15 protein-coding genes are annotated in these 16,049 nt (G+C 72.8%); 4 read left to right on the top strand and 11 right to left on the bottom strand.

All coding sequences use genetic code 11. From position 1 onward, the window contains the following. Positions 1-25 precede the first annotated feature (25 nt). The 8 genes from F6W97_RS36645 to F6W97_RS36610 form a co-directional block, all read right to left on the bottom strand. On the bottom strand, positions 26-1,237 hold the full coding sequence (locus tag F6W97_RS36645) for a cytochrome P450 (RefSeq protein WP_155375168.1): 1,212 nt from the start codon (positions 1,235-1,237) through the stop codon (positions 26-28). 55 nt (positions 1,238-1,292) lie between these two features. Next, a complete protein-coding gene (locus tag F6W97_RS36640; RefSeq protein ID WP_155375167.1) occupies positions 1,293-2,153 on the bottom strand; it encodes a sulfotransferase family protein in 861 nt (286 codons plus the stop codon). A 170-nt stretch (positions 2,154-2,323) separates the two neighbouring features. Further along, positions 2,324-3,718 (bottom strand): FAD-binding oxidoreductase, encoded by a 1,395-nt coding sequence (locus F6W97_RS36635; RefSeq protein WP_230687275.1) that lies wholly within the window; start codon positions 3,716-3,718, stop codon positions 2,324-2,326. 4 nt (positions 3,719-3,722) lie between these two features. Further along, positions 3,723-4,898 (bottom strand): hypothetical protein, encoded by a 1,176-nt coding sequence (locus F6W97_RS36630; protein ID WP_155375166.1) that lies wholly within the window; start codon positions 4,896-4,898, stop codon positions 3,723-3,725. A 36-nt stretch (positions 4,899-4,934) separates the two neighbouring features. After that, on the bottom strand, positions 4,935-5,771 hold the full coding sequence (locus F6W97_RS36625; protein ID WP_155375165.1) for an ABC transporter permease: 837 nt from the start codon (positions 5,769-5,771) through the stop codon (positions 4,935-4,937). After that, the gene (locus F6W97_RS36620; RefSeq protein WP_230687274.1) at positions 5,768-6,535 is read right to left on the bottom strand and encodes an ABC transporter ATP-binding protein; all 768 of its coding nucleotides are present in this window, start codon (positions 6,533-6,535) and stop codon (positions 5,768-5,770) included. Before F6W97_RS36620 ends, F6W97_RS36625 begins: the two co-directional genes overlap by 4 nt. Then, on the bottom strand, positions 6,532-7,806 hold the full coding sequence (locus F6W97_RS36615; protein WP_155375164.1) for an amidohydrolase family protein: 1,275 nt from the start codon (positions 7,804-7,806) through the stop codon (positions 6,532-6,534). Before F6W97_RS36615 ends, F6W97_RS36620 begins: the two co-directional genes overlap by 4 nt. Further along, a complete protein-coding gene (locus F6W97_RS36610; RefSeq protein WP_155375163.1) occupies positions 7,803-9,035 on the bottom strand; it encodes an ABC transporter substrate-binding protein in 1,233 nt (410 codons plus the stop codon). Before F6W97_RS36610 ends, F6W97_RS36615 begins: the two co-directional genes overlap by 4 nt. Positions 9,036-9,259: 224 nt before the next feature. Here F6W97_RS36610 and F6W97_RS36605 point away from each other — a divergent pair, with 224 nt between their 5' ends. Further along, entirely contained in the window at positions 9,260-11,773 is a 2,514-nt protein-coding gene (locus F6W97_RS36605; RefSeq protein WP_155375162.1) for a sensor histidine kinase, read from the top strand. 17 nt (positions 11,774-11,790) lie between these two features. Next, positions 11,791-12,225, top strand: coding sequence for a roadblock/LC7 domain-containing protein (locus tag F6W97_RS36600; RefSeq protein WP_155375161.1), 435 nt, complete (start codon positions 11,791-11,793; stop codon positions 12,223-12,225). Positions 12,226-12,232: 7 nt separating this feature from the next. Here F6W97_RS36600 and F6W97_RS36595 read toward each other — a convergent pair whose 3' ends face one another. Continuing rightward, complete coding sequence (locus F6W97_RS36595) at positions 12,233-13,072, bottom strand: hypothetical protein (protein WP_155375160.1); 840 nt, start codon at positions 13,070-13,072, stop codon at positions 12,233-12,235. Between the two features lie 161 nt (positions 13,073-13,233). Between F6W97_RS36595 and F6W97_RS41320 the strand changes: the two genes are divergently transcribed. Next, on the top strand, positions 13,234-13,368 hold the full coding sequence (locus F6W97_RS41320; protein ID WP_269059727.1) for a hypothetical protein: 135 nt from the start codon (positions 13,234-13,236) through the stop codon (positions 13,366-13,368). Between the two features lie 119 nt (positions 13,369-13,487). Next, positions 13,488-13,682, top strand: coding sequence for a hypothetical protein (locus F6W97_RS36590; protein WP_155375159.1), 195 nt, complete (start codon positions 13,488-13,490; stop codon positions 13,680-13,682). Positions 13,683-13,687: 5 nt separating this feature from the next. On the opposite strand, the gene F6W97_RS36585 is transcribed toward F6W97_RS36590, so the two are convergent. Together F6W97_RS36585 and F6W97_RS36580 are read right to left on the bottom strand one after the other, a co-directional pair. Continuing rightward, positions 13,688-14,302 (bottom strand): helix-turn-helix domain-containing protein, encoded by a 615-nt coding sequence (locus tag F6W97_RS36585; protein WP_155375158.1) that lies wholly within the window; start codon positions 14,300-14,302, stop codon positions 13,688-13,690. Between the two features lie 81 nt (positions 14,303-14,383). Beyond that, positions 14,384-15,982 (bottom strand): sugar ABC transporter permease, encoded by a 1,599-nt coding sequence (locus tag F6W97_RS36580; RefSeq protein ID WP_196279489.1) that lies wholly within the window; start codon positions 15,980-15,982, stop codon positions 14,384-14,386. Positions 15,983-16,049 lie beyond the last annotated feature (67 nt).

Genomic DNA, 16,049 nt, shown 5'->3' with positions numbered 1-16,049 from the left:
GGTGTCGGGAGTCGGCTGTGCGGCGTCACGCCACGGTTATCGGCAGGTGCGTATGGCCGCGCAGGGTCAGCTGGGAGCGGTAGACGGGTTCGCCGGCGAGGGCCAGCCCGGGGAAGCGGGCCAGCAGGCGGGGGAAGGCGAGCTGCGCCTCGGTGGTGGTGAGCAGCGCGCCGGGACAGAAGTGCGCGCCGGCGCTGAAGGTCAGGTGCGCGTTGTCGGCGCGGTCGGGCCGGAACTCGTCCGGCTCGGGGAACCGTGCGGGGTCGCGGTTGGCCGCGCCCAGCAGGACCAGGACCGTGGAGCCCGCCGGCACGGCGACGCCCTCGATCTCGGTGTCGACAGCGGTCCACCGGGTGGTCAGCTGCGCCGGCGCCTCCAGGCGCAGGAACTCGTCGACGTAGGGGGCCGCGAGTTCCGGCTGCTCCCGTAGCCGCTTCGCCGCCGCCGGGTGGCGCAGCAGCACCTCCAGCCCGTTGCCGAGCAAGTGGGTGGTGGTCTCGAAACCGGCGTTGAACACCAGCACCAGCGCCGACAGCAGCTCCTCGTGGGTCAGCGTGTCCTCGTCCTCGCCCGCGGCGGACAGCAGCGTCACCAGGTCGTCGCGGGGATCCTGCCGCCGCTGCCGCACCAGGTCGGCGAAGTAGGCGCTGAGTTCGGCCGCCGCCTTGTCCGCCGGCGGGTATTTGCTGTCGCCTCCGGCGTCCAGCACCGCGCCGATCGCCGTGACGTGGGGCTGGAACCAGGCCCGGTCCTCGGCGGGCACGCCGAGCAGCTCGCCGATGACGTTCGACGGCAGCGGGAACGCGAACTCCTTCATGAAGTCGACCTGGGCGCCTGACGCGCCCAGTTCGGCGATGCCGTCGAGCAGCCGGTCGACCTGGCTGGTGACGGTGTCGGCCAGCGCGGCGACCCGGCGGGCGGTGAACTCGCGGGTGATCAGGCGGCGCTTGCGCGCGTGCTGGTCGCCGTTCGTGAACATGATCGAGTTCATCAGGACGGTCAGCGACGGGTGCTCCTGCCAGGACGGCATCAGCCGGCTCAGCCGTTCGGCGTCCAGGACCCGGAACGCGGGGTCGCGCAGCACGCGGCAGACCGCGTCGTAGCCGTGCACCGACGCCGCGTACGAGCCGGTCAGTGGCGCGACCGGGCCGGTGGCGTGCAGGGCGGCGTAGTGCGGGTACGGGTTGCGGCGGCCCTCTTCGGTGCGCAGGGCCTGGAATGTGGCAGCAGTGGACACCTGTCACATAATATTGACAGTCATCAATTAAAGGCGGCTGTGTCGGATGGACGACTCACGCTGCGTAGCCGAGTTGCTGCACGATGTCGCCGTACCGTGCGTCGATGGCTTTGAGGTGCACCTCGGTCAGGTGATTGCGCCAGTCCCCGGCCACCCCGCGCCGGTAGTGGCTGTGCACGTCCTCCTCGCCGGGCCGCCGTCCCTGCGACAGCCGCTCGAAGGAGAACCGGGCCAGGGCGTCGGCCGCGTACGCCTGCGGCAGGCGGCGCAGGGGCAGCCGGGGCAGGAACCGGCGTACCCGGGCCGTCGCGTGCGGCGTCGCGCGGCGGTCGGCCAGGTTCCACGTGCACGCCGCGTGCCGTACGCGGTCGAGGGCGTCCGGTGCGGCCAGCAGGTCGAGGTGGGTCAGCGCGCTGGTCCAGGTCGCGAGCGGGTCGGCGACCATGTCCTCCATGCGCAGCTCCAGCACGCCCGGGTTGGCGTAGGTCCACTCGCGCATCGGGTCCAGGAACAGGCCACTGAACTCGATCTCGGCCAGCAGCCCGGCCTCGGTGTCGGACTCGGTCAGCACGCGCCGGTGCTCGACCAGCTCGGTCCAGGTGTTGCCCATCAGCTTCTCGGGGTGGCTGTGCAGGTGGCTGAAGTACCCCGAGACGATGATGTCGCGCGGGTCGCGGATGACGTTGAGGCCACGCAGCGGCGGCAGCGTGTCGAACTGGGCCTGGGTCACGTTCGTCATCACCAGGAGGTCCGGCTGTTGCGCCCGGACGTAGTCGCCCACGGTGGCGTGGCCGGCCCACTGGGCGGGCACGTGCAGGGTCAGCACCTTCAGGCCGAGCGCGTGGGCCGCGTCGTGCAGGATGCTGCGCGCCCAGGTCGAGGCGGTCTTGTGGCGTCCGAAGAAGGCGCGCAACATTGAGTGCTCCACATGTCGACAGAAAGTCACAGTCGCATGTGTCTATCCGTGTCGGCGCGGTCGTGTCAAGCGGCCGCAAGGTCACTCGACTTGCCGGGCACCTGTGCGTATCTTGTGCGGCCATTCGCACAGGTGCCTGGCAACTCCGACGATCGACGGCGGCGCGGTGCTCAGCCGGCTCCGTCGAGCGGGAGCTTGCCGGGGTTGAGCAGGCCGTCCGGGTCGTTGGCTGCCGCGGCGGCGCGGATACCGGGCAGGGCCGGGCCGTCCAGCAGCCAGGTGTGCGGGTCGACGACGTGCACACCGAGCTCGCGGAGCCGCTGGACACCGGCGTACAGCGTCGCCGCGTCGTGGAACGGGGCCAGCAGCAGGCCGCCGAAGCCCCGCCCGCGCACCGGGTCGGCCGGGTCGAGGTAGGGGCGCATGCCGTCGAGGTGCAGCATCGCACCCGGCAGCGCCGCCCGGACCGCGTCCGGGTCGGTGACCAGCGGAGCCCCGCCGATCTGCAGGTGGCACAGCTCGGGCCGGGCCTTCTTGGCCCGCAGCGTGACGTGGTTGAACGACAGCGTCGACACGTGACCGACCGCCGCGGCGTCGACCTTCTCGACCCGGCCGCCGTGCGCGGCGACCATTGCGGATACGGCGTCCACGACACCGGCGTCCACCACGGCCCGCAGGCTGTGCCTGCCCTCGGGCAGCGCCGGGTCGGCGGGGTAGGCGGCGACCAGCGCCGGCTCGTCCAGCGACACCAGCCTTGGCGGCGGATCCAGCCGCAGCAGGGCCAGCCCGGCCTGGGCCGCGTCCGCTCCGGCGGGACCGGGGAACGAGGCGAGCACCGCGGTCCAGTCCCGGGCCGGGGCGAGCTTGACGGTGGCGGTGGCGATGATGCCGGTGACGCCGTACGCGTGCAGGTACGGCAGGCACAACGCGCCGTGCACCCGGCGGGGCTGGTCCTGCGGCGGGCAGCCGACCACGTCCAGGGCCTGCACGAAACCGTCCCAGAGCCAGCCGTGCTCGATCGAGCCGAGCCCGCCCGCCCCGCCACCGAGGAAGCCGCCGATGGTGCTGCCGACGGTGGTCGGCATCATCGCGATCTCCTGGCCGGTGCGCCGGGCCGCCGCCTCCAGCGCGACGAAGGTGGCCCCGGCCTGCGCGTGAATCCAGCCGTTGCCGACTTCGAGGATGCGATCGGCGTCGCTGAGGTCGACCACGACACCCCCGGCCAGTGGCACGGCCTGGCCGTAGTTGCCGGTGCCGCGGCCCCGGGGCACCACGGGCACCCCGTGCGCGTGCGCGAGGCGTACCACCGCCTGCAGTTGCCCGGTGTCGACCGGCCGCACCACGACGTCGGCGAGCCGCTCGGGCAGCACGGCCGACAGCAGCGGTGACAGGTAGGCCCCGTCGCGGGATGCGGCCAGCCGTGCCGACTCCACGGTGGTGAGGCGGTCGGCCGGCAGCGCGGCGGCGAGCGCGTCGAGGAAGGCGGCGAGAGCCGCCGGGCCGGGGGCCCGGCGGCTCGCCCGCTGCGCGACCTGCGCCAGCGGAGGTGGTTCCACGGTGCTCACGAGGTCAGCTCAGCCCGATCGCCGGGTCGATGAACTCGTTGGTCACCAGGTCCTGGGCGGTCAGGCCCGCCTTGACCTCCTTGCGCTGGCCGGCGTAGATCGGGCCGACGATGCCGATGACCTGCTTGACCCGGTCGACGTCGAAGTCGCCCAAGGTGGCGTTGCCGCCGTTGCCGACGATCTTCAACTTGAGCTGCTGCTCGACGCTGAAGGCCGCCTGCTCCTTGCTGTACGGGAAACCCTTGTACGCGTCGTTCAGCTTGATGATCAGCTCGTTGGTCGCGGCGAAGTTCTTCACATAGTCGACCTGCGAGCGCTGGATGATCGGCACCAGGCGCTTGAGGCAGGCGGCGTGCTCGGCCTTCTTGTCCGCGCGCACCACGACGGCCTCAGGGTAGATCGGGTAGCCGGTGTCGTGGATGAGCTGGAACTTGACCGGCTTCTTCCACTGCGGCAGCGCCTTCTCGTACACGAACGGCTCGTTGGTGGCGAAGCCCTGCTGGGCGATCTTGCCCTTCTCGGACAGGAAGCGGGTCGGGCTGCCGTCGTACGCGCCGTCGACCTGGCCGCGGCGCAGGATGCCGGAGCCGGTGAGGTAGTCCATGTAGGTCGCGCCGTTGAAGAACAGCACCGGGGTGCTCGTCTTGCCGATGTCGACGATCGAGTTGAAGCCCGGGTTCGCCGCCGGGTCCCACATGATCATGTAGGGCGCGATGTCGAACGGCGCGACGACCGCGACGACGGGCTGCTTGGCCGACAGGCCGATGGCGTCGTCGGTGGCCACCTGGCCGAGCATGATCGACGGGTCGGCGTACATCTGCGCGCCGGCGTTCTGGAAGCCGATCGCCGGACCGCCCGCACGGATCTCGATGTTCACGCCGGTGCTCTGCCCGCCTGCCATCAGCGGCCCGGTGACCTTCTTGGCCGCGGCGTCGATGGTGGGAGTGGGGCCCAGCAGGTGGTAGAGCGCGCCGTGCTCAGCCTCGGGTGTCCACGCCGCCTGCACCACCACGGTCGCCGGGCACACCGCGGCCAGGTCGGTCGACCCGCTGCCCGCGCCGGGCGCCGGGGCCGTGGGGGATTCGGTGGACTGGCAGCCCGCGGCCAGCAGCATCGCGACCAGCGCGGTCGCCGCGCCGGCTGGGCGCAGCAGCCTTCGCGAGGCGGGAAGGGTGTTCATGTATCTCCTTTTAGGAAGGGGGGTGGGGAGAGACGGTCAGTGGGCCGCGCCGCCCGTGTAGGGCCGGCGCTGCTGCGAGGTGTGCCAGGAGGTGGCCTGGCGGGCCAGGATGCCGAAGAGCCAGAAGACGACCACGCCGAACGCCGACGCCAGGAACACCGCGGCGAAGAGCATCTCGGACTGCAGCCGCCGCGGGTACACGTAGATGAGCTGGCCGAGGCCGGGATCGCCCTGCTGGAAGAAGAAGTCGCCGACGATCGCGCCGATGACCGCCGCCCCGGCGGAGATCCGCAGCCCGGTCAGGATCGCCGGCAGCGCGGCGGGCAGTTGCAACTTGACCAGCCGGGTCAGCCGACCGGCGCGGTGCAGCGTGAACAGGTCGTGCAGCGCGGGGTCGACCGAGCGCAGGCCGAACAGCGAGTTGGCCACGATCGGGAACAGCGCGATCAGCACGCACGTCAGGACACGGCTGGAGAAGCCGAAGCCGAACCAGAACCCGAGCAGCGGCACCAGGGCCAGGATCGGCACGGTCTGCAGCGCCACCGCGTACGGGTACAGCGAGCGCTCCACCCAGCGCGCCTGGCTCATCAGGATCGCCAGCGCCAGGCCGAGCACCGCGGCGCAGAGCAGCCCGGTCAGCGCCACCTCCGCGGACAGCCGCAGCCCGGCCAGCAGCTCGGCGAGGTTGGCCGGGTCGCCGAAGCCGACCTTGACGACCTCGTGCGGCGCGGGCAGCAGGAAGCGCCGGTCGGCGTCGATCAGCACGTAGCTGCCGAAGTACCACGCGGCCAGCACGAGCGCGGCCACCACCGCGGGCGGGGCCAGCCGGCGCGACTGGCGGGTCAGGCTGTGTCGGCGGCTGGGGCGGGTCATGCGGGCACCTCGATGCGGTCGGCGGCGCCGCCCTGGAGCAGGGCGGTCACCTGCGCGGTCAGCTCGGTGAAGGCGGGGGAGAAGCGCACCTCGGGCAGCCGGGGGTACGGCAGCGGCACCGCGACCTCGCCGACCAGCCGCCCCGGGCGGTCGGCCATCACGATCACCCGCTGCGACAGGTAGACGGCCTCGGCGACGGAGTGGGTGACCAGCAGGCCCGCGAAGCCGTCCGCGGCGAACAGCTCCTGCAGGTCGTCGCCGAGCCGGCCGCGGGTGATCTCGTCGACGGAGCCGAACGGCTCGTCGAACAGCATCAGGTCGGGGCGGCCGGTCAGTGTGCGGGCCAGCGACACCCGCATCCGCATACCGCCGGACAGGGTGCCGGGCAGCGCTTCGGCGACATGGGACAGCCCGACCCGGCGCAGCGCGTCCGCGGCCCGCTCGCCGCGCTCACGTGCCGGGACGCCGGTCAGCTCGCCGGACAGCTCGACGTTGCGCCGTACGCTGCGCCAGGGCAGCAGGGTCGGATCCTGGAACACGAAACCAAGCCGGTCGGTGGCGCGGGCGACCGTGCCCGTGGTCGGCGCGAGCAGACCGGCGGCCAGCCGCAGCAGGGTGCTCTTGCCGCAGCCGGAGGGCCCGACCACGGCGGTGAACTCGCCGGCGGCCAGCCGCAGGCTCACCCCGTCGAGGGCGAGCGTGCCGTCGGGATATCGCAGGCCGACCGCCTCCATGGTCAGGGCGGGGATGCCGTCGTCGGTCACGCGGTATGTCCTATCTGTGCAGAATCTGGCTGTGCAGGGTGGTCGTCCGGGTCGTGCCGGGTGACCGTGGTGCGGGCGACGATCCGCCCGTCGTGGACCACCAGCCGGTGCGCGGTCGCGGTGGCCAGGGCCTCGCGCAGCGAACCGGCGCGTACGGCCAGCAGTTCGGCGGGCGAGCCCGGCGCGACGGCGACCGGGGGCAGCCCGGCGGCGCGCCGGGCCTGGGCGCTGACCGCGTCGTACGCGGTCTCGGGGGTGTCGTGTCCGGCCAGCACCAGCAGCGCGGCGGTCTCCAGGGGGTCGCCGCGGCCGAGGAGCTGGAACGGATCCTGCAGGTTGTCGCCGCCCGCGGCGACGGTGACACCCGCGGCGCGCAGCGTGCGCAGCGCGGTCAGCCCGCGCGGCACCGCCCGGTCGTGGTCGCGTCCCTGCAGGAACAGGTTGGTCTGCGGCAGGCAGGCCACGGCGATCCCGGCGCGGGCCACCTTGTCGGCGATCTTCCCGGCCCGGTCGGGTTCCATCATGCCGAGGCTGACGCAGTGCCCGGCGATCACGCCGTACGGGAACCCGGTCGCGGTGACCGCGTCGGCGAGCAGTTCCAGCGTGCACGGGTCGGGGTGCAGCCACTCGTCGACGTGCAGGTCGAGCGGGACGCCGTACTGTGCGGCCAGGTCGAGGCAGATCGCGATGCAGCCGGCCGGGTCGGGGTCGAGCCCCGGGCACGCCCCGACCGCGTCCGCGCCTGCGACCAGCGCGTCGGCCAGCATCGCCCGGTTGGCGGCTCCGGCGGCGCCGGTCAGCGGCACCGCCGCGAACGCGGTGACCTGCACCGCACACCGCGCGGCGGCCTCGTCGCGGACCGCGAGCACGGCCTGCAGCGCGCGTTTGCCGATGCCGTCGCCGAGGTCGGCGTGGGTGCGCACGGCCGTGGCGCCGTGGCCGAGGTAGCCGTGCAGCGCGGTCCGGGCGGAGTGCTCCACCTGCTCGCGGGTCAGCGACGGCCGGTACGCCAGCCACGCGGTGACCGCGCCGAACAGGTCCCCGGCCGGATTGGGCACGGCGTCGGCGCTCAGCGCCTTGTCCAGGTGGGCGTGGATCTCCATCGGGGCGGGCAGCAGCACATGCCCGTCGAGGTCGACGACCTGCGCGCCGGTGGCGTCCAGAGTGCCGGCCGGTTCGACCCGCTCGATCGTCCCGGTGTCGATCCGCACGTCGACCCGGCGTCCGTCGGCGAGCGCGGCGGCCCGCAGCAGCAGGGGCGGGCTGGTCACGGCTTGGGCTCCGGGCTCCAGCGGGCCGGTGTCGACGCCAGCTCGATCGGGTAGACCAGCCGGTAGGCACGGTCCTGCCACTGCTCGACCACGGCGGCGGCGAACTGGTTCTGCCCGTCGTCGCCGAACCGCACCCCGTCCCACGGCATGATCATCTGTACCGCGGACAGTGACGTGCGGCGCAGCGCGGTGCGGATCGCGGCGGGATCGGCAGAACCGGCCGCGTCCACGGCGGCGGCCAGCGCCATCGTCGCGGTGAACGCGTCCGCGGCGACTGCGCTCATGGGTTTGCCGAAGCGCCGCTCGTACAGTTCGGCGACGAGCCGGGCGGTCGGGTCGCGCTGGGCGAGGTCGGCCGACCACGGCACCGCCCGCAGCACCGCGGCCCCGCTGTCCGGCCGCTCCAGCGCCCGGAAGCCCTGGCCCAGGCCGACCAGCGTCGGCCGCTCGGTGGTCTGGCCGACGGCATCGGCGACGGCCCGCGCCCCGGCCGGAGTCTGCGCCCACGCCACGACCGTGTTTCCCGAGGCCTCGGCAAGCCGGTCGCGCAGCTGGGCGGTGTCGGCCGCCGTCACGTTCAGCGACTCGGCGATCGGCGCCGCCGCCCGGCGGGCCAGTTCCCGCAGATTCGTCACGGCCGCCGCGGAGCCGCCCCGACCGGCCTCGGTGACCAGCGTGATCTCGCCCGAGCCGGGTCCGCGCCGGGCCAGCAGCGCGAAAGCCGCTTCGGCGAGGCGGCTGTCACTCGGCCCGATCCGGAAGTACCAGTCGATGCCCAGCTCGGTGAGGTAGTCGTCGGTGCTGCGCGCGTCGAGCAGCGGCACCCGCAGCCGCTGCGCCTGGCTCGCGGCGGACTCGGCGATCTCCGCGGACTCCGCCAGCACCAGCCCCGCCACGTGCTCGTCCTCGGCCAGCGTGGTCAGCGCGGCCGACGCGGTCTCGGCCTGCCCGGCGGTGTCCCGAGCGGCCAGGCTCAGCCGCGCGCCGCCCCGCCCCGGCAGGCCGGTGCCCGCAGCCAAGGGCAGCGGCAGGTCCGGGTGGTCGTCGTTGACGACGTCGACGGCCAGCCGCGCGCCGTTGACGGCGTCGACGCCCCAGCCGGCGTCCGGGCCGGTGAGCGGCGCCAGCACACCCACGGCCGACGGCTGTGCGGTGTCCGGGGTGGACGTGCATCCGGCGATCACCAGGACGACCGAGGCCAGGCAGCACGCCAGGCGCAGCGGATTCATCGACGCACGCTCCGATGTGAAAGAACCAGCCCGTGACGATGATCGCGGACCGGGGTATCTTTTCGTGCGCGACTGAGACTTTCAAGCCCTGGCGTCGTATGTGTTCCGTTAAATAAGTTCATCCCGGATCCACTTGCTGCGGCGTCGCGGCCGACGGTTAGATGTACGCAGCAAAACCTAGATCACTCTGATGTGGACTGAGCAAAGTGTACGGAGGTCGTCCGGTGACGGATCAAGGGCGTCGCGGCGGGCGGGCGACCGGGGCGCATCGCCGCTCGTCACCGCTGCGCACACGGCTCTGGCGGGTGCCCACCAAGCTCGCCGCGGTGCTCACCGTGCCGCTACTGGGCTTCCTGGTCGTCTCCGGCGTGCAGATCTCCGACTCCGTGCGCGCCGCCGCCGAGCTGGACGCGTTCGCCCACCAGGTCGCCCTCGGCGACGAGATCACCACGCTGGTCCACGAGCTGCAGAACGAACGCGACCGCACCGTCGGCATGCTGGTCTCGCTGTCGGCGGCGGGCTCGCCGGCCCGCGACGTCGCCGCACTGGCCCCCGAGCGCACCGCCGTCGACCGGGCCGCGGCACGCTGGCGCTCGGCCGCCGCGGAGCTGGCCGCCGAAGCCGCCACGGCCGCCCCCTACCGGACCGCCCAGGACCGGCTCGACGAGGTGGCCCGGCTGCGCGCCGGGGTCGCCGGCGGCTGGCTGCGCGCCCAGGCCGCCTTCGACGCGTACACCGGCGTCATCGCCGCGCTGCACGCGATGCTGCCGGCACCGGCCGACGTCGGCGGAGACACCGTGCTCGGCCGCCAGGTGCGCGGCTTCGCCAACCTGGCCCGCGCCAAGGAACTCACCGCCCAGATCCGCGGCCGCCTCTACATGCTCTGCTACGGGGCGGCGTTCGAGGCCGCGCCCGGCGCGCGCATCGCGCAGGCCCGCGCCCAGCGGCAGGCCGCACTGGCCGCCTTCCGCGCCGACGCCGACCCCGCCCAGGTCTCCCGCTTCGAGGACGTCGTGGCCGGCCAGGCCGTACGCAACGCGAACCGGCTCGCCGAGACCATCGTCGCCGCCGAGCCCGGATCGGGCGTCGACCCGCAGCAGTGGTGGTCGGCCAGCACCACCGAACTCGAACAGCTGCGCACCGTCGAGCAGGACCTGCTCGCAGGCGCGTCCGAAGCGGTCGCCTCCGCCAGCGGAAGCCGCTGGCTGACCACCCTGTTCGGATCGCTGGTCACCATCGTGCTGCTGCTCGCGGCCCTGCTCATGTCCATCGTCATCGGCCGCAACATGGCCTCGACCCTGCGCTCGCTGCGCGCCCAGGCGCTGATCGTCGCCGAGGTCGCGCTGCCGCGCGTCATCGAGCAACTGCGGCTGTCGCCGACCACCGCCCCGCCGGTGCACGTCGAACCGATCATCGTCGGCTCCCAGGACGAGGTCGCCGAGGTCGCCGAGGCGTTCACCGCCGTGCACCTGGCTGCCGTACGCCTGGCCGCCGAGCAGGCCAGCATGCGGCGCAACGTCAACGAGATCTTCATCAAGCTGTCCCGGCGCAGCCAGACCCTCGTCGAACGGCAGCTGCAGCTGCTCGACACGATGGAGTCGGGCGAGGTCGACCCGGACAAGCTCGGCAACCTGTTCCGCCTCGACCACCTCGCCGCCCGCCTGCGCCGCAACGACGAGAACCTGCTCGTGCTCGCCGGCGGCGACACCGCCCGGCACTGGAACCGCCCCAAGGACCTCAACACCATCGTGCTCGCCGCCACCGCCGAGGTCGAGCACTACCAGCGGGTCCATCACGACACCCCCGACGGCGTCCACGTGGTCGGGCACGCCGTCGCCGACGTGGTCAACCTGCTCGCCGAGCTGCTGGAGAACGGCACCGCCTTCTCCCCGCCCGACACCGTGGTCGAGGTCCGCGGCAACGCGCTGCCGGACGGCTCGGCCGAGCTGGTCGTCGCCGACGACGGCATCGGCATGTCGGCGCAGCTGCTCGCCGAGGCCAACAGCCAGGTGTCCGAGCCGGTCAGCATCGACACCTCGGCGGCCGAGCGGATGGGCCTGGTCGTGGTCGGGCACCTGGCCCGCCGGCACGGCATCACCGTGCAGCTGACCTCCGGCCTGCGCGGGGTCACCGTGCGCGTGCTGCTGCCCGAGTCGATCATCGCGCCCGCGCCCACCGACGAACCCGACACCGCACCGGCGGGCGACGATGCCGACGCCGCCGAGTCGGCTCTGTCGACGCTGCGCCGCCGCGTGCCGACCCGCTCCGAGGACGTGCTCGCACCCGAACGCCGAGCGCCCAGCATCTGGTGGAACCGCGACGCCGGCGAGCAGGCCCCCGCCACGCCCGCGGCCGAGCCCGCGCCGCAGCCACCCACGTTGACCAAGGCCGGGCTGCCCGCCCGCACCCGCCGGTCCGTACCGGAGGCGGCCCAGGCCGCGACCACCCGCTACGAGGCCGACCCGGACGCGCTCGGCGACACGCTGACCAGGCTGTATGCGGGCGTACGGCGCGCCGAGGCGGAGGACGGCACCGGCCCGGCCCCGGCGACCGTGCCCGCGCCCCGGACCTCACCCGAGTCGGCCGTGTCGCCCGAGCCGCCGGCCCCGAGCGGGTCGGCCGCGGCGCCCGAGCCGCCGGCCCCGACCGGGCCCGAGCCGGGACAAGAGCCGGAACAAGACGACGCCGAGGGGCGGACCGAGGCGGAGCGGCAGCTGACACAGCCGGCCGGTAAGTGACAGGAGAGTGGACGGACATGGCGATCAGCGCAGCGGCGCGTGACTTCAACTGGCTCATCAACGGATTCGCCGAGCGCGTGGCCGGTGTCGTGCACACCGTGGTGGTCTCCTCGGACGGCCTGCTCGTGGCCGCCTCGGACCGGCTGCCACGCGACAGCGCCGACCAGTTCGCGGCGGTGACCTCAAGCCTGGTCAGCGTCACCAAGAGCGCGGCGAGCCTGTTCGACGGCGACTCGGTGCGCCAGACCGTCGTCGAGATGGGCCGCGGCTTCCTGCTCGTCATGCCGATCCGGGACGGCTCGATCCTGGCGACGCTGACCGCCACCGGCGCGGACGTGGGCGTGGCCGGCTACGAGATGGCCAAGCTGTGCAAGCAGGCAGGCGAGGTGCTCACCCCGGCGATCCGCGCCGAACTGCAGCTGTCCCTGCCCCAGATCCAGCAGGTCGGCTGACCCAGCCTCATCCGGCGAGCACCCGCCGCAGTTCGGCCATCGCGCGATCGGTGCCCCAGCGCGCGAGTTCCGGCCAGGCATACGCCCGGCGCAGCTGTTCGAGCGCGCGGACCCCGACCAGGTAGCCGATCCGGTCGGGCAGATGGTGCCCGGCGTTGAGGGTCAGGTAGCGCCGCTGCACGTCGGGGTCCGTCGCGTCCAGACCCGCAAGGATCTCCGCGCGGGCCTCGGGCAGCCGGTGTTCGCACTCGGCGAGCCAGTCGTCGTAGCCAGGGCCGAACCAAAGGTGCTCGGCGGTTCCGTACTCCGGCAGCAGCTCGATGGTCAGGCGGGTGGCGAAACCCTCGGCGAACACCCCGTGCCCGAGCGGGCCGTCCTGCGGCCAGGGCGTCGCCGGCATCGGCAGCTGTAGCGCGTGCGCCATCTCGTGCGTGGCGAGTATCCGCGCCGCGGCGGCGTCCGGCACCTGCTCGACGGCCAGGAACAGTACGTGCCGCCCGTCGATCTCGCTGACCCAGCCGTTCGACCTGGCCGGCCCGACCATGCTGACGCACGGCACGATCCGGTCCTCGGCGTCCAGCACCGCGGCCACCAGCCGGGCGGCGTCCTCCAACCAGCCGGCGGCCAGCGGCGCATTGGTCGTGATCCGGCCGATCAGCTCCGGGTAGCGGGCGAGCGCGGGTCCGGGGTCCGGCTCGCCGCCGCCGCGGGTGACGTGGTCGACCGCCTCGGGATGGCGCGCCGCGTACTCGCGCCACAGGGCGAGTCGCCGGTCCGGGGGAGCGTCCGCGGCCTGCCGCCAGAAGTCTAGGAAGGCGGGCACCAGATCGCGTACCAGGGCGGGCATCCGGCGATGGTAGCCGCCTTCACGTACGGCCCGGGTGTCGGTGACCGCACGGTCGCGCCGCCCCTGGGTGTCGGCCTCCGGTCATTGACACACGCGAATGGAATTCATAACGTCCTGTGCATCGTCGGTGACGTTGAGAGGTGGGACTGATGCTTCGTCTGGTGAAAAGAACCGTGCTGATGGCGGCGGTGGGGGTGCTGGCCGCGGTCGCGCTCGGGGCGTCCCCGGCGTACGCCGACTGGTGCCTGCAGAACAACCCGGACGGCTCCTGGACCTGGATCGACTGCACCACGTAGGCCGGCGCGGCTCGGGACGGCGGCTCGGCAGTTCCTGCGGGCCGCCGCACCTTGTTTGATCTACCGCGTTCCCGTGCGACGATGAGCGCCGGTTCGCCCGTCGACGAGTTGGAGTGATCATGCGCTGGGTGTGGCTGGTGCTCGGAGTGCTGCTCGTGCTGTCGGGGATCGTGTGGACCCTGCAAGGCCTGGATCTGCTCGGCCAGTCCGGTGGCATGAACGGGCAGAAGATCTGGGTGGTCATCGGTCCGATCACCGCTGTCGTGGGCCTGCTGCTGGTCCGTCTCGGGCTGCGGCGTCCGGCCGGCCAGTAGGCCGGTCATCGGGTCGCCGGGACGTCCTGTTCGAGTCCGGCGATCGCGGCGACATCCGCCTCGGACATCTTCAGCGCCTCGGCGACCTCCGCCACCAGGGCTCGGTGCGGGGTCAACCGTCCATGGCGAAGCTTCATGATGGTCGACTCCGCTCGACCGCACTGCCTTGCCATCTCTCCGACGGAGATGCCGCGCAGCTCCATCAGCCTGCTGAACACGGGCCCGAACGGGTGTGGCTCCAGGCGGCCCGGTGCGGTGATTCCGGGGCCGATGACCGTGTCACCGATCTTGGCCTGGAGCCGGATCAGCCGGTCGCCTGCGAACCGCACCCGCGCGGAGAAGGGGACGGCCTTGCCGTCGCCGTCGCCCGCCATCCCCGCCACGAAGACCTCGATCGGCTTCGTGCCTGCGGGGGACTCGTTGCTCGGCGTCTCACACGGATGGGCGTGCCCGACGTGTGTGACCCGCCAGTCCCGGTTCCACCAGGGCAACTCCCACAGCAGGTCGTTGAGAAACTGCGGAAGCACGGTCGGATCAGCCGGCGCAGCCTCGGCGGTGCGCGGCCAGTCGGTCAACGCCGCGAGCACGGCCGGACTCAACGTGTGTCCTGCGGGAGTCATCGGCTGAGCGTAAATCGCCCCGGACAGACATGACAGGCCCGCAGGGCGGGCCGGTCATGTTGCACTGGGCGCGATGGAACGTCACTGACCTGCGGAGGTGTCCTCCGTGGAGACAGGTGCGGCAACGGCCTGGTCGGTGTCCACTGTCCGGCCGGTCCGCAGCGCGAGCCGGTCCAGCACCAGGACCTGTGCCGCCGCGATGGCGGCCGCGACGAGCAGGAACACCGGCAGCGGGTACAGCCAGCCGGTCGGCACGCCGCCGTCGCCGCGGTAGCGGAACTCCTGGATCGTCTGCATCACGACCACCTGCATCGGGGCGCTGTCGGGCTGGAAGCCCGCGAGGATCGGCCACAGCGTGTCCTGGGCCTGGACGACCCACGTCAGCAGCGCGGCGAGCCCGACGACCGGCAGCGCGCGGGTCCAGCGGACTCCCCGGAACAGCAGCGTCGACGCGAACAGCACCGGGATGGCCAGCGACGCCGGCGGGATCAGGAACAGGAACTCGCTGCCGTCCTCGGTGCGGTGCAGGAACGCGTCCGGGGTGAGGCCTGCCAGGCCCACGAACAGCCACGGCGCGAACGGCAGCAGCAGCAGTTCGCTGCGGTCGCCGAGCGGCCGCAGCGCGCCGATGCCGTACCCGGCCAGCGCCGCGGCGAGCACCCCGACGACCGTCGAGATCAGCGGCGGCAACCAGGTGAAGGACAGGTGCGTGAACAGGTTTCCGCGGACGGCCTCGGTGTCGAAACCGACCGAGTTCAGCAGCCACGGGGTGAGCCCGGCCAGGCCCAGCAGCAGCAGCCCGCCGGTGACGATGAAGGAGATGACCCGCCACCCGAGGTTGTCCGCCGGAGCCGGAGCTGTGGTCTGCTCGGCCGAGGGCTGGTCGGCGGGCACTATCCGGGCGCGGGTCAGGATCAGCCAGAGTGCGATGCCGATGCCCAGTGCGACCAGCGGCAGCCACAGCAGGACCGCGGCGGCTGAGGCCGTGCCGAGCCGGAAGGTCTGGAACGAGTGCTGGAAGATCAGCAGCGCCGGGGTGGCGAATCGCGGGCCGTCGGGGGTGCGGCCCAGCAGGTAGGGGAAACCGAACGCCTGCAGGCCGATCGCCAGCGACGAGGCCGCGATGGCGCCGCTGACCAGCAGCACGCCCGACCAGGCGTCGCGCGGGCGGGTGGAACGCCGGAACACCAGCAGGTACGCGGTCGCGCCGAGCCCGACGGCCAGGCCGAAGAACGTGAGGTACTGCGCGAACAGCGGGTTCAGCCCGCCCGAGCGCTCGTAGGTGAGCACCCAGGCGGCAGCCGCGCCCGCGGTGGCCACGGCGGCCATCGGCAGCGCGAACGCGATGCGGGCCGTCCACCGACCGGCCCGGCCGGCGCGCGCGGCGAGATACGCCAGCGTGCCGCCGCCGCCGACCGCGGTGAGCGTCACCAGCACGGCGAAGATCAGCGGCCAGACCAGCGACTCCGCGAAGTCCGAGAACACGTCCGAGTAGTTCTCCAGACCGACCGATTCGGATTCCTTGCCGAGCATGTCGACGTCGGTGAAGCCGGCAAGCACGGTGCGTACGGTCGGCACGACGTATCCGCTGCACAGCAGCACGAACGCGGGTATGACGGCCAGCAGGCCGAACAGGACGCTGCCCTGGCGGGCTGAGGTCTTCGCCGCAGTCTCGGTCACAGCCGCAGATCCTAGTGCCTGCCAGCGACATGGTCACCCGTCCGACCGAAATGGACGGTGCCGGGCT

This window comes from Catellatospora vulcania (assembly GCF_009720385.1).
Taxonomy (GTDB): Bacteria; Actinomycetota; Actinomycetes; order Mycobacteriales; family Micromonosporaceae; genus Catellatospora; species Catellatospora vulcania.
Note: the sequence above shows the minus strand (reverse complement) of the source record. Positions and strands in the feature narration are given on the sequence as shown.

Bases quoted from the DNA above. Each gene is read 5' to 3' on its own strand.
- F6W97_RS36600 (WP_155375161.1), top strand. From the start codon at position 11,791: ATGGCGATCAGCGCAGCGGCGCGTGACTTCAACTGGCTCATCAACGGA.
- F6W97_RS36595 (WP_155375160.1), bottom strand. From the start codon at position 13,072: ATGCCCGCCCTGGTACGCGATCTGGTGCCCGCCTTCCTAGACTTCTGG.
- F6W97_RS36640 (WP_155375167.1), bottom strand. From the start codon at position 2,153: ATGTTGCGCGCCTTCTTCGGACGCCACAAGACCGCCTCGACCTGGGCG.
- F6W97_RS36625 (WP_155375165.1), bottom strand. From the start codon at position 5,771: ATGACCCGCCCCAGCCGCCGACACAGCCTGACCCGCCAGTCGCGCCGG.
- F6W97_RS36590 (WP_155375159.1), top strand. From the start codon at position 13,488: ATGCGCTGGGTGTGGCTGGTGCTCGGAGTGCTGCTCGTGCTGTCGGGG.
- F6W97_RS36585 (WP_155375158.1), bottom strand. From the start codon at position 14,302: ATGACTCCCGCAGGACACACGTTGAGTCCGGCCGTGCTCGCGGCGTTG.
- F6W97_RS36630 (WP_155375166.1), bottom strand. From the start codon at position 4,898: ATGAACACCCTTCCCGCCTCGCGAAGGCTGCTGCGCCCAGCCGGCGCG.
- F6W97_RS36610 (WP_155375163.1), bottom strand. From the start codon at position 9,035: ATGAATCCGCTGCGCCTGGCGTGCTGCCTGGCCTCGGTCGTCCTGGTG.